This is a genomic window from Chryseobacterium sp. 27AL, assembly GCF_057815395.1.
The window spans coordinates 735,464-748,368 of record NZ_JBYRIW010000001.1; the positions used below are offsets into that span (position 1 = coordinate 735,464).

At 35.1% G+C, this 12,905-nt stretch carries 13 protein-coding genes; 10 read left to right on the plus strand and 3 right to left on the minus strand.

The annotated features are described in order from the left end of the window. Positions 1–32 precede the first annotated feature (32 nt). The 8 genes from AC3WV0_RS03125 to AC3WV0_RS03160 all read left to right on the plus strand — a co-directional run bounded on the left by AC3WV0_RS03125 (position 33) and on the right by AC3WV0_RS03160 (position 8,002). Positions 33–797 (plus strand): response regulator transcription factor, encoded by a 765-nt coding sequence (locus AC3WV0_RS03125; protein ID WP_488843912.1) that lies wholly within the window; start codon positions 33–35, stop codon positions 795–797. Between the two features lie 208 nt (positions 798–1,005). Then, positions 1,006–2,262, plus strand: a complete 1,257-nt coding sequence (locus tag AC3WV0_RS03130) for an aminotransferase class I/II-fold pyridoxal phosphate-dependent enzyme (RefSeq protein WP_488843914.1) — start codon at positions 1,006–1,008, stop codon at positions 2,260–2,262. Between the two features lie 6 nt (positions 2,263–2,268). Next, positions 2,269–2,898, plus strand: a complete 630-nt coding sequence (locus tag AC3WV0_RS03135; RefSeq protein ID WP_488843915.1) for a TetR/AcrR family transcriptional regulator — start codon at positions 2,269–2,271, stop codon at positions 2,896–2,898. Between the two features lie 99 nt (positions 2,899–2,997). Beyond that, complete coding sequence (gene dnaX / locus AC3WV0_RS03140; RefSeq protein WP_488843917.1) at positions 2,998–4,083, plus strand: DNA polymerase III subunit gamma/tau; 1,086 nt, start codon at positions 2,998–3,000, stop codon at positions 4,081–4,083. Between the two features lie 278 nt (positions 4,084–4,361). Further along, entirely contained in the window at positions 4,362–4,703 is a 342-nt protein-coding gene (locus AC3WV0_RS03145; protein WP_488843919.1) for a hypothetical protein, read from the plus strand. A gap of 420 nt (positions 4,704–5,123) precedes the next feature. Continuing rightward, positions 5,124–6,203, plus strand: a complete 1,080-nt coding sequence (locus AC3WV0_RS03150; RefSeq protein WP_488843921.1) for a chorismate mutase — start codon at positions 5,124–5,126, stop codon at positions 6,201–6,203. Between the two features lie 121 nt (positions 6,204–6,324). Then, positions 6,325–7,251, plus strand: coding sequence for a ribosome small subunit-dependent GTPase A (gene rsgA / locus AC3WV0_RS03155; protein WP_488843923.1), 927 nt, complete (start codon positions 6,325–6,327; stop codon positions 7,249–7,251). A 334-nt stretch (positions 7,252–7,585) separates the two neighbouring features. Beyond that, the gene (locus AC3WV0_RS03160) at positions 7,586–8,002 is read left to right on the plus strand and encodes a nucleoside-diphosphate kinase (protein ID WP_034687444.1); all 417 of its coding nucleotides are present in this window, start codon (positions 7,586–7,588) and stop codon (positions 8,000–8,002) included. Positions 8,003–8,308: 306 nt separating this feature from the next. Here AC3WV0_RS03160 and rpe read toward each other — a convergent pair whose 3' ends face one another. Both rpe and chrP read right to left on the minus strand, forming a co-directional pair. Continuing rightward, entirely contained in the window at positions 8,309–8,959 is a 651-nt protein-coding gene (rpe, locus tag AC3WV0_RS03165) for a ribulose-phosphate 3-epimerase (protein ID WP_488843925.1), read from the minus strand. 315 nt (positions 8,960–9,274) lie between these two features. Further along, the gene (chrP, locus tag AC3WV0_RS03170; protein WP_488843927.1) at positions 9,275–10,348 is read right to left on the minus strand and encodes a chryseobasin maturation metalloprotease ChrP; all 1,074 of its coding nucleotides are present in this window, start codon (positions 10,346–10,348) and stop codon (positions 9,275–9,277) included. Positions 10,349–10,399: 51 nt separating this feature from the next. Here chrP and AC3WV0_RS03175 point away from each other — a divergent pair, with 51 nt between their 5' ends. Then, positions 10,400–11,104, plus strand: coding sequence for a DUF4294 domain-containing protein (locus tag AC3WV0_RS03175; protein ID WP_488843929.1), 705 nt, complete (start codon positions 10,400–10,402; stop codon positions 11,102–11,104). 35 nt (positions 11,105–11,139) lie between these two features. On the opposite strand, the gene AC3WV0_RS03180 is transcribed toward AC3WV0_RS03175, so the two are convergent. Next, positions 11,140–11,556 carry an NUDIX domain-containing protein gene (locus AC3WV0_RS03180; protein ID WP_488843931.1) on the minus strand — a complete coding sequence of 139 codons (417 nt, stop codon included), beginning with the start codon at positions 11,554–11,556 and terminating at the stop codon, positions 11,140–11,142. A 343-nt stretch (positions 11,557–11,899) separates the two neighbouring features. Between AC3WV0_RS03180 and AC3WV0_RS03185 the strand changes: the two genes are divergently transcribed. After that, entirely contained in the window at positions 11,900–12,898 is a 999-nt protein-coding gene (locus tag AC3WV0_RS03185) for a LacI family DNA-binding transcriptional regulator (RefSeq protein ID WP_488843933.1), read from the plus strand. The last annotated feature ends 7 nt before the right edge of the window (positions 12,899–12,905 follow it).

The window sequence follows — 12,905 nt, forward strand, 5'->3', positions numbered from 1 at the left end:
TATTCGGTTCAATACTGAAAAATAACCATTTTATGAAAATTGTAAAGACACTTAACAAAGCTTTGCTGCAAAATCAACAAGAAGAGGGTAAACGATGCCTGATGGATGTTGAAATATATAAAACTATCGCTGAAGCCTATACGAAAACTGAAAACTCTATCGCAGTACTGAGTGATATGCAGTTTAATAAAAGCTATGTTTTTAGTTCAGGTATAGCATCAGAGCTTGGATTAAATTTCACTCATTATCCAACGGTTATCAATTCTATTTGGGAAGAAGAAATTCTCAAAAAAATCCACCCGGATGATAAGCTGAAAAAATATGTTCATGAGCTTCGATTTTTTAAGCTTTTAGAATCCGTTCATTCTGAAAAGCGTTCTGAATTTAGCGTTATTTCCAGAATGAAAATAAAAGATAAAAATGAAATCTATAAGTTTATAAGGCATAGAATGTTTTATTTTTTCTCTTCACATAATAAGAAACTCAGGTTTGCGCTTTGCCTATACGACATTGATCTGGACCAGTCTAAGGTGGCGCCTGCCAGATTTTTAATTATAAATTCTGTTAAAGGTGAAATAGTAGTAGAAGATAAACTCAATTATAACAATATTCTTTCCACGCGGGAAATGGAAGTGCTCAAATATGTCGGTGAAGGATATACAAGTAAAGAAATTGCAGATCAGTTGTCAATAAGCATCAATACTGTAAACAGGCACCGTCAGAATATTCTTGAAAAATTGCAGGTAAAAAATTCCGTAAGCGCGTTTAATGAAAATAAGCAAATTCTGGATTTTTAAGATATTGATGACTAACTGATTATAAGTTGCATAAAGTTAAATTGCTTTTGCTTTTTTCATTTTGTTTAGTTGGAATTATTATGAATGTGTGATATATTTATGATTTTTTAATAAAAAATAATTCAAGCATTGTATTTTTTTTAATGAAAAATTGATTTTATTTTAAATAAATCCTATATTTGTTATAATAACAACAAACATTTAAAGGATGAATATTAATTTTTCAACGGCAACATTTAAAGATTTTGAAAATATCCCGGGAATGGATATGATGGAACGAGCGGATATTTATTACGATTTTCTGGAATATATGAAAAGAAACGGCCACAGATACAGATTGCGGAACAATACAGGTTGCAGCTCGGTCATGAATGTCGGCACAGAAAATGTAACAAAAGAATTCATAAGTTTTGTTACAAGCGATTATTTAGGATTCACTCAGCACCCAAAAGTAAAGCAGGCGGCTATAGAAGGAATAGAAAAATACGGAACAGGAACGGCGGCAACACCGCTGATCGGAGGTTATTATTCTTATCATAATGATTTAGAAGACAAAATATCTTCGTTTTTCGGAAGAACACAGGATGAAGCAGTGATATTCACGACAGGATATACGGCAAACAGCGCAACATTACAGATTTTGCTCCAAAAGGAAGATATCGCAATTGTTGACATGGCAGTGCATGCAAGTGTTTATGAAGGATGTATACTGACCAACAGAAAAACATTTCCTCATAATAATCTCGAAGCGCTGGAGCAGATTTTAAAACTTTCTAAAAATCAATTTCGTACGAAATTGGTAGTGATTGATGGGGTTTATTCTCAGGATGGAGACACTGCACCTGTTGAAGAAATTTATAAATTAGTAAAAAAATACGGAGCCTATCTTATGATTGACGACGTGCATGGGGTGGGGATTTTAGGCAAAACAGGGAGAGGAACTATTGAAAATACAGGATTGCTGGATAAAATTGATATAATCACAGGAACATTCAGCAAGACCTTTGGTAATCTTGGAGGATATGTGATTGCAAATAAAACGTTGGCAAACTTTATAAGATTCCAGTCTCGACAGCAAATATTTTCGGCAACCACACCTCCTTCCACAGCGACAGGGATTATAAAAGCAATAGAATTAATAGATGAAGAACCACATTGGCGTAAAAAACTCTGGGAGAATATCAATTATTTCAAACAAGGACTGGATGATTTAGGACTGGATACCGGAACAACATGCTCAGCAGTTATTCCGGTGAAATTAGGTGATCCCCATATTACGGGAGATGTCGGAAAAATGTTATTGGATCGTGGTATCTATACAAACCCCATAATCTATCCGGCTGTTGCCAGAAAAGATGCGCGTATAAGGATGAGTATGACGGCAACACATGAGCGTGAACATCTTGACAAAACCCTCAATGCATTTGAGGATATCAATAAAAAGTTGCATATTGCAAAAAAATAATTACAAATGGCTAGAAAAGTTGTACAAGGCCCTATTAGGGATAAAGAAAAGACGAAACAAAAGCTGCTTGGAGCAGTTGGAAAAATTTTAAGAACAAAAGGCTATGCCGGACTGAAAGTGAGTAAGATAGCTGCTGTAGCAGGCTTTGACAAAAAACTTATTTATGAGTATTTCGGAAGTACTGATAAACTGATTGATGAATATATCAGAACTCAGGATTATTGGAGCAAAATGAATCAGGATAATATCGAAGTAGACATTTCTGATGGCGGAAAAGAACTTTCCAAAATGGCAATTCTTAATCAATATGAGCAGATCAAGAAGAACAAAGAACTTCAGAAGATTATTCTTTGGGGACTTTCAGAAAGTAAGCCACTCCTGAAAAAGATAGCAGATGAAAGAGAAGAAATGGATGAATTGCTGTTTAAAAACATTGTAGATCCGCATTTTAAAGAAAAATCAACAAGATATCGTGCTATAGCAGCCCTTCTGGTATCAGGAGCCTATTACCTGAACCTTTACACTGCTCATAACGCAAGCACGTTCTGTGGTATTGATCTGAAATCTGATGAAGGTAGAAATGAGATCGAAAAAGCGATTAGTGAGATCATTGATTTTGCGTATTCTGAAAGATAAATGATGAGAAAAAATTTTCCTATTGACCAATGATAAGTTTTGTGGATAACTTGAAATTGAAAATTTTCAAATTACAACTATATTTCTTACTTTTGGCCAATGGAAAATTTTATCGTATCTGCACGAAAGTATCGTCCACAACAATTTGACACTGTTGTCGGGCAATCTCATATTACGGATACTTTAGAACATGCGATCGGAGAAAATCAGCTCGCTCAGGCTTTGTTATTTTGCGGGCCAAGAGGAGTAGGTAAAACTACATGTGCAAGGATCCTTGCCAGAAAAATCAATGAAAAAGACGGATCTGTTTCAGAAGACGGCTTTGCCTATAATATCTATGAGCTCGATGCAGCATCAAACAATTCAGTAGATGATATCCGCGAACTGATCGATCAGGTACGTTTTGCTCCTCAGGTTGGTAAATACAAAGTGTACATCATTGATGAGGTACACATGCTATCTTCCGCAGCCTTTAATGCTTTCCTTAAAACACTGGAAGAACCGCCCGCGCATGCCATTTTTATCCTGGCAACAACCGAAAAGCATAAGATTATTCCTACTATCTTATCACGTTGTCAGATTTATGATTTTAAAAGAATCACAATCGAAGATATCCAGGGACACTTAAGAAACATCGCTCAGAAAGAGAACATCCAGTACGAAGACGACGCTCTTTATCTGATTGCTCAAAAAGCTGATGGTGCCTTAAGAGATGCCTTGTCTATTTTCGACAGACTTTCCACTTTTTCACAGAAAAATATTACATTGGCGAAAGCTGCTGAAGTATTGAATATTCTGGATTATGATCAATATCTGAAAATTGTAGATCTTGCCAAAGAAAATAAGATCCCGGAAGTGCTTGCAGCATTCAACGAAATCGTTAAGAAAGGTTTTGATCCTCATATTTTTATAGCAGGACTTGGAAGCCACTTCAGAGACCTTATGATGGCCCAGAATACGTCTACAATTGATCTTATTGAAGTTGGAGAACAAACAAAATCTAAATTTGTACAGCAGGCCCAAAACTGGAATGCTCAACAGCTCATCGATGCTATTGAAATCTGTAATCATGCAGATATTAATTATAAAAATTCTAAAAATCCAAGACTTACCGTAGAAATTGCATTAATGCAGTTAGCTTCCATAACAGCTAATTCCGATATTTCTAAAAAAAAAAGTTTATAATATTAGCTCCGTTTCTCAATGAGAAGCAGGAAATAAAACTTCCTGAAAAAGCTATTGAAAAAAAAATAGAGGTAAAAATCAGCCAATCACAAACAGAAGAACTGAACAAACCTCAGGCAACGGAAATAAAAAAGACAACGAAGCCATTAACCAGGCAGGTAATTTCTTCCGGATTCAGCATTAATGCTTTTTTAAATAAGGATGAAAAATCCGAAGAAGAGGAAACTGTCGTTATAAAAACAGAAAGTCTTCCGCAAAACCATTTTACGGATACAGATTTGCAGGCAGAATGGAATTTATTACTGAAGCAGCTGCAAAAGAAAGACACCTTTGTTTTTAATGCCATTAAATCATTTAAGCTTGTAAAAACAGGTGAAAACCAGATCACGGTAATGTTCCCTTCAGATTCTGCAAAAGTGGAATTTGACAAAGTAAGCCGGGAGTTTTTTAATCATTTCAAAACCAAAGTTCATAATTTCTCCATCGAAATAGTTTATCAGCGTGACGTTGAAAACCTGAAGATCGAAGTCATGACCAAAAGAAAAATCTTTGAAAAATTTGTTCAGAAAAATCCTTTGCTGAAGGATCTGGATGACCTTATGAGATTTGATCTTACATAGATGACTTATACTTTCGTTAAATTTCAGCCTACCATATTTAAATAAATTTTATATATTTGCTAAATATTTGCACAGAAAATCTTTTTTCAACAATAGCGAATTAAAAGGAAAAGCCCATAAATAAACGATCAATAGTGGAAAATCTGGTAAAACCATTTATATCTGTTTCTGCGCCCGCTGAATATTTTAGCGGTTATTTTAGCTTTTCTTCAACTTATTTTGGAAGTTCAGAAAGAAATTATCGATTTTATTGGTATTGCTAACTGAATTTCTTTCCAAAAAATAACAGGACCAATGGCTTCCATTTCCTGATTCCTTTAATAAAAATTTTAACGGCATTTTTTAGAAAGAATTATAAAGTAAATTTATAATGCTACTGCTATGTATATAAACAAATAAGAATAAAATAATTAAGAATAAATGAATCTAAAAGAATTACAGAACGACTGGATCAATGCTTTTTCGCAACCGATGATGATCGCGGGGCCATGCAGTGCGGAGAGCGAATCCCAGATGCTGGAAACAGCCCGAAGAATTAAAGAAACCAATGCAGATGTTCCGATATTCCGTGCTGGAATCTGGAAGCCACGTACCAAGCCGAACGGATTTGAAGGGGTAGGAGTGATTGGGCTAAACTGGCTAAAGAAAGTAAAAGAAGAATACGGATTTAAAACGGCTACGGAAGTTGCCAATGCCCACCATGTCTTTGCAGCACTGGAAGCAGATGTTGATATTCTTTGGATCGGCGCCCGTTCTACTGTGAATCCATTCACTGTTCAGGAAATCGCTATGGCACTGAGAGGTACAGAAAAAACCATTTTGGTAAAGAATCCTGTCAATCCAGATCTTGCTTTATGGATCGGTGCTTTGGAAAGACTTTTAGGTCAGGGGATAAGAAATCTGGGTGTTATTCACAGAGGATTTTCAACGTATCAGAAAACAAAATACAGAAATAATCCAAACTGGCAGATTGCCCTGGATTTTAAGAGCCAGTTTCCCAATATCCCGATGCTTATCGATCCGTCTCACATATGTGGAAATAGAACAGGCTTGGCAGATATTACTCAGGAAGCCCTGAATGTAGGTTACCAGGGAGCTATTATTGAAACGCATGCAAATCCTGATGAGGCATGGAGTGACGCTGCACAACAGATCACACCGGAAATTCTCGCAGATCTTATTGGTAATCTGAAAATGAGAAATACAAATCTTGCTGGCTTTGAAGATGATATGGGAAGACACAGAACATTAATCTCCGATATTGATTTTCAGCTCATTGAATTACTTTCACAAAGAATGAAAATTTCAGAGAAAATCGGAAGACTTAAAAAAGAAAATGATATTGCCATATTTCAACCGGAACGCTGGAAAGTAATTACTGAATATGCGACTCAAAAAGCTGTAGAAACAGGAATGTCTAAAGAATTTATCGAAAAGGTTTTTAAAGCGATTCACGAAGAATCTATTGAAGTTCAGAATAATATTATGATCAACAGATAACAGCGCTTTTATATAAATTTTCAAGGGCTTGGAACTTAGAAATTAACTTTACATTTCGCTGTAAATTGCTTAAATTCTAAATTCTAAGCCCTAATTCGTTATATTTGCATCAAGTTACGATATGAAAGGAAAAGTTATTAAATCTACGGGAAGTTGGTATCAGGTTTTGGAAACGGAAACCGGCAAAATCTTTGAAGCCAGAATTCGCGGTAAATTTAAACTGATAAAAACAAGGCTTACCAATCCGCTTGCTGTAGGTGATTTTGTGGAATTTCAGCTTGAACAGGATGATATTGCCTGGATTACAAAAATTGAACCCCGTAGAAATTATCTGATCAGAAAATCTGTAAACCTTTCCAAAGAAGCTCACATAATCGCTTCTAATATTGATCTTGCCTGTTTCATTTTTACTTTAAAGCATCCGGAAACCTCTCTCGGTTTTTTAGACAGATTTCTGGCGTGTTGTGAAGCTTACAATATTACACCACTTATTTTATTCAATAAAATTGATGTTCTTCACGAAGAAGAAATAGAGATTGTAAAGGATATTGAGTTTCTCTATAGCGAAATAGGATATGAATCCCTCGAAATTTCTTCCTATTCCAAATTAAACCTCGACCAGCTACAGGAATTGCTAAAAGACAAAACTTCTGTTTTTTTCGGACATTCCGGTTGTGGCAAATCTACATTGGTGAATGCATTGCAGCCCGGATTGAATTTAAAAACATCAGAAATTTCCGATACTCATCTTAAAGGAAAGCATACAACAACTTTTGCTCAAATGCATTTCTGGGATTTTGGAGGTAATGTAATTGATACGCCAGGAGTAAGGGAATTCGCCATGATCGATATAGAAAAAGAAGAAGTACAGCATTACTTCCCTGAAATCTTCAAAAAAAGAGAAGAATGCAAATTTCACAATTGCCTTCACATCAATGAACCAAAATGTGCCGTAGTTGCCGGCCTTGAAACAGGCGAAATTCAGCATTCGAGATATTCAACTTATATTAAGTTGATGGAGGAAGCTGAAGAATCCGTTCAAAAATAATTCAACATTTAGTTAAAAATAATTTATTTCAACCTTCATTGATTTAAAATGAAGCAATAACGTATTGATTTTAATAGTATTAGAATTCTTCTTTCATTTCTATGATAAGAAATCCCTGAAACATGCATCAATAAAAAACCCAGCCGAAGCTGGGTAAAAACTAATAACCATGAAAACTCAAATTAAACATGAGAATCGAAATATAAGAAACAATTACTGTGCCAAAGTTTTATTTACCATTTCTTAACAAATGTTATTTTTATGTTAAAATTTGTTTAAAATATAAGTAACAGATTTTTTTTGTATTTTTGCGCCATTAAAAAAATATACATATATGTCTAACATTACATTCACCATGATTAAGCCAGATGCTGTTGCAGACGGACATATCGGTGCTATATTAGGAAAAATCGCAGAAGGAGGTTTTAAAATTAAAGCATTAAAATTAACGCAGCTTACTGTTGCTGATGCCAAAAAATTCTACGAAGTTCACGCTGAAAGACCATTCTATGGAGAACTGGTTGAATTTATGAGCTCAGGACCAATCGTCGCAGCGGTTCTTGAAAAGGATAATGCTGTTGAAGATTTCAGAACTTTGATTGGTGCTACAAATCCTGCTGAAGCTGCAGAAGGTACAATCAGAAAAATGTTTGCAAGAAGCATCGGAGAAAATGCGGTTCACGGTTCTGATTCTGATGAGAACGCTCTTATTGAAGCTCAATTTCATTTTTCAGGAAGAGAAATTTTCTAAGAAAAATTCACTCAACAATATATGTCCATATGTCCGGAGAAAATATTTCTCCGGATTTTTTTTGTCCATAAATAAGTAACTGTAAATCATGTTGAAACATCGATCAATACTTTAAAATTACGTATTTATACGTAATGATAAATTCAGTATTTATACGGATATCTGGTATGGTATTTTTTTGCAATTTTACAGTGTTAAAACAACAGGGAAAATTAAAACTAATAACCGTAAGGACTTAATTTCAGTGAAGAAGAAGAAAGGCAGCTTATATAGCTGCCTTTTTGTCATAAAATTTTCTTTATGGGATTAAATCTTAAGAAGCTCTATTGTCCTCTCAGGATTTTCTGCCGAAAAGACAGCATTTCCAGCGACCAATACATCTGCTCCGGCTTCGAAAAGTTTAGCTGCATTATCAATATTTACCCCTCCATCAATTTCGATAAGAGCAGTAGAATTATTACTTAAAATAAGATCTTTGGTTTCTGCAATTTTCTTGTAAGTATTCTCAATGAATTTTTGTCCGCCAAAACCTGGGTTTACACTCATAAGCAATACAAGATCAACATCTGCAATAATGTCTTCCAGCATCAGTACAGGAGTGGAAGGATTCAGAACAACGCCAGCCTTGGCTCCCAAACTCTGAATATGATGAATGGTTCGGTGAAGATGGGTGCAGGCTTCGTAATGTACAGAAACAAGATCAGCGCCCTGATTGATGAATTCTTCAACATATTTTTCAGGTTCCACAATCATGAGATGCACATCAACAAATTTTTTAGCATGCTGCTGAACTGTCTTCATCACAGGAAAACCAAATGAGATGTTGGGAACGAATCTTCCGTCCATTACATCCACATGAAACCAGTCGGCTTGTGAATTATTTATCATCTCTATATCTCTCTGCAGGTTTCCGAAATCTGCAGCCAACAGGGAAGGAGCAATAAGCTTTGTTTTCATTTTTACTTTTATACTTTTCTATTATATTATTGAATCAAACAATACACAAAAACACTTCCTAAAATAATTGTTTCAATGACTGTTAATTTAATATTACTGAATTTGAGCACCAGTAATCGGTCAACGATGAATAATACCAAAGGTACGACGCTGCACACGAGTAAAGTTTCAAGAATCATTTTATAAGCCGAGCCTATTTTCGGTGGATCAAACCATTTATATACGATCAAAAAAAGAACATAACTAAAATATAATGCCGTCAAAACGGATACAAATGTTGGCTTACTGACAAGATGATTCAAGAAATTGCTCATTTTAATGATACTTAAGTTTCATTTCCGGTTGAATTTTAAGAAGAGTTTCATAAATCAGCTTAATCACATTTCCTACATCTTCTTTAGAAACCATTTCCACCGTTGTGTGCATGTATCGTAACGGCAATGAAATCAATGCGCTTGGGACCCCACCGTTAGAGTGTGCAAAAGCATCCGTATCAGTACCGGTCATTCTGCTTGCAGCAGCTCTTTGGAAAGGAATTTTTTCAGTTTTTGCTGTCTCGATGATCAATTCTCTGATGGTATGATGAACGCTTGGTGCAAAAAACACAACCGGTCCGTCACCACATTTCTGATCACCTTCTTTTTTCTTTTCGATCATCGGAGTTGAAGTATCGTGGGTAACATCTGTTACAATTGCAATATTTGGTTTTATCGTATCTGCAATCATATCAGCACCATACAATCCCACTTCTTCCTGAACAGAATTGGTAATGTACAAACCAAAAGGAAGTATTTTTTTATTTTCCTTTAAAAGACGCGCTACTTCAGCAATCATGAAGCCTCCGATTCTGTTGTCTAAAGCCCTGCAGACAAAATACCTGTTATTCATTTCAAAAAATTCATCAGGATAAGTAATCATGCATCCGACATAGATTCCCATTTCCTCTACTTCTTTTTTTGAAGTTGCACCACAGTCGATAAAAATATTTTCAATTTTAGGAGTAGGCTCGTTCTGATTGCTTCTTGTATGAATAGCAGGCCATCCAAAAACACCTTTTACAATTCCTTTTTCCCCATGAATGTGAACTACTTTAGATGGAGCTATCGTCTGATCTGAACCGCCGTTTCTGATTACATAAATCAATCCGTCATCGGTAATATAATTCACATACCATGAAATTTCGTCTGCATGAGCCTCGATCACCACTTTAAATTCAGCTTCAGGATTGATGATTCCATAGCATGTACCATAATGATCGACCTCAATTTTGTCAACATAAGGTTTTATATAATCCATCCAGATTTTCTGGCCTTCATGCTCATAACCGGTAGGCGAAGAAGTATTTAAATATTTTTCTAAAAATTTCAAAGATTTCTTATCAAATTTCATAAAAAGGAATGATTTTTGCGTTTAAATTTCTCTATAATAGGTGTAAAAATAATGAAATTTAGCAAGATTATTTGTCTTTATCTTTTGTTTTTTGGGGTGAGTGTTTTTGGTCAGAAAGATTCTGTTATTGCAAAGCCATTAAGCCAATACCCTCAGGAACTTTTAAAGGTAGACGAATTCGGAAATAAATATTTTTATGATGAACGGCAGAAAGCGAAGATCTATGAAATAAATGGCGAGACGGTGGTTGTAATGGATGAATTGATTTTGCTCAATAAACCGAAATTCAATAATCAGCTTGACAGAAACTATTACTATTTTTTAAATAAAAAATTATACAGGGTTTACCCATTATTTGTAACCGCTCTGCAGCAGTACAGGGACATTCAGGGAGAAATGAATAACCTTGACAGTAAAGCCAAAAGAAAATACATAAAAGATCGCCAGAACATCCTTGCGGACCAATATGAAAAGCAGCTTCGGGATCTCACCACAACAGAAGGACAGATTTTTACGAAGCTGATGAACAGAGCTACCGGAAAAAATGTGTATGAAATTATTAAGGAGTTAAGAGGCGGCTGGAGTGCATTCTGGTGGAATCTTAAAGGTAAAATGGCAGATATCGATCTCAAAGACAAATATGATCCGCACAACAAAACTACCGATCAATACCTTGAGTCACTGCTTCAGTCAAACTGGAACTCAGGCTATCTGCAGCCTTATCCGGGAGCAAATAATTTCAAAGTTTACAAATAATAATCAGCATAATTAAAATTCCTGTAAGTATTTTCTTACAGGAATTTTTCTTTCAATTTATCAAATACAATTTTATCAACAGGCAGAACAAAAGGATTGTCAACTGTTTCAATATCAATCCATTCCGTTTTTTCTATGCAAGGATCAAGAATCAGAAAATCTTCTTCATTGATGATATCTACGAGATAATAAATCGTCAGCAGCTGTTCATTTTCTCTGAAACGCGACACCAGAAAATTTTCCTGAGTATAAAAATGTTCAACCACATTTATCTTTACATTTAACTCTTCATCAAATTCACGGTGAAGGCATTCTATTACTCCTTCACCAAATTCCAACCCGCCACCAGGAAATTTCATTAAAGGTTCACCTGCATATTCCTCAAATAAAGCCAAGACTTTTTTATCCTTAACCGCACAGGCATAAACCCTAATATTTATCTTGTCAATCATATATAATAATTTGTAAAGCTAAAGTAAGCAATTATGAGTAGAAGTACAATACATCAAAAAAATAACACAATTCTGGACATAATTTTGAATTAAAAATAATTTTAACTAAATTAAGATGAATAAACGTTTAACCAAAATTGCGGTAAAGCTTCTTGATTCCAATCATTTTACATTAACAAGCCGGAATGTACAAAAATTAAACAATTAATAATCAAATATTTAAGCATTGAGAATTAATTATTTAAAAAGCTGCGAAGCTACAATTATTTTTCAAATGTCCAAAAAATAATGCTATTGTTTTTTAGTGCTTTTATGAGATATTTTTGCGGTAAAGTCAACCATAATGAAAAGAGCTTCTATAAAAGATATTGCAAGACTGGCGGAGGTATCTGTCGCAACTGTTTCCTATGTTCTCAACCAGAAGGAGGGCAGCCGGATAAGTGAAGCTACAAGGAAAAGAATTCTGGAAGTCGCACAAAACATCAATTATACACCCAATAAAATTGCCAAAAGCCTTAAAATGCGCAAAAGCAAATTGATAGGCCTAATTGTGGCGGATATTTCCAACGATTTTTATTCTAATATTGCCCGCAGCATCGAAGACGAAGCTATGAAGCTTGGGTACACTCTTCTGATCGGAAGTTGCGACGAAAATCCGGAAAAATTCAAAAGACTGACGGAATTGTTCTCCGAGCAGCAGGTAGACGGGATGATCATTGCTCCTGTGGTTGATTCAGATGAAGCCATCAACAAGCTGATCAGAGAAGAATATCCTATTGTAACGATTGACAGGTATCTTAAAAATATAGATCTTCCCGGGGTAATGATCAATAATGCTGAAGTTTCTGAAAAGATCTGTGACTATCTACTCAGGAAAAACTTTAAAGAACTTATTTATGTAGGATATGATACGGAATTACCCCATTTGCTAGACAGACAGAATGGTTTTGAAAAAAGAATTGAAAAATCTGATGTTAAAGTAAAGAGAATTTTAACGAGCATTCATCATATTACGGAAGAAGTAAACCATCAGCTGAAAGCCAACCTGGATCTTTCAAAAAAAACGGCCATTTATTTTTCAAGTAATAAATTGGGAATTGCCGGGCTGAGATATCTTATCGACAATGAAATAAAGGTTCCGCAAGATGTGTCACTGGTTGCTTTTGATGAGACAGAAGCTTATTATCTTTTTCCTACTGAAGTAAGTTTTGTACAACAGCCGCTGGCCGAGATGGCAAGAGAGTCTGTTAAACTTCTTGATAACCAAATTAACAATTATAATCCGAAAGGAGAAAGGATGATTTTGCAGGCAAAATTTATGGAACGTAGCTCTGTAGAATAATAATATT

Excerpts from the sequence above, each read along its gene's own strand:
- AC3WV0_RS03185 (WP_488843933.1), top strand. The coding sequence starts at position 11,900 with ATGAAAAGAGCTTCTATAAAAGATATTGCAAGACTGGCGGAGGTATCT.
- chrP (WP_488843927.1), bottom strand. The coding sequence starts at position 10,348 with ATGAAATTTGATAAGAAATCTTTGAAATTTTTAGAAAAATATTTAAAT.
- AC3WV0_RS03175 (WP_488843929.1), top strand. The coding sequence starts at position 10,400 with ATGAAATTTAGCAAGATTATTTGTCTTTATCTTTTGTTTTTTGGGGTG.
- rsgA (WP_488843923.1), top strand. The coding sequence starts at position 6,325 with ATGAAAGGAAAAGTTATTAAATCTACGGGAAGTTGGTATCAGGTTTTG.
- dnaX (WP_488843917.1), top strand. The coding sequence starts at position 2,998 with ATGGAAAATTTTATCGTATCTGCACGAAAGTATCGTCCACAACAATTT.
- rpe (WP_488843925.1), bottom strand. The coding sequence starts at position 8,959 with ATGAAAACAAAGCTTATTGCTCCTTCCCTGTTGGCTGCAGATTTCGGA.
- AC3WV0_RS03150 (WP_488843921.1), top strand. The coding sequence starts at position 5,124 with ATGAATCTAAAAGAATTACAGAACGACTGGATCAATGCTTTTTCGCAA.
- AC3WV0_RS03125 (WP_488843912.1), top strand. The coding sequence starts at position 33 with ATGAAAATTGTAAAGACACTTAACAAAGCTTTGCTGCAAAATCAACAA.
- AC3WV0_RS03160 (WP_034687444.1), top strand. The coding sequence starts at position 7,586 with ATGTCTAACATTACATTCACCATGATTAAGCCAGATGCTGTTGCAGAC.
- AC3WV0_RS03180 (WP_488843931.1), bottom strand. The coding sequence starts at position 11,556 with ATGATTGACAAGATAAATATTAGGGTTTATGCCTGTGCGGTTAAGGAT.
- AC3WV0_RS03135 (WP_488843915.1), top strand. The coding sequence starts at position 2,269 with ATGGCTAGAAAAGTTGTACAAGGCCCTATTAGGGATAAAGAAAAGACG.
- AC3WV0_RS03130 (WP_488843914.1), top strand. The coding sequence starts at position 1,006 with ATGAATATTAATTTTTCAACGGCAACATTTAAAGATTTTGAAAATATC.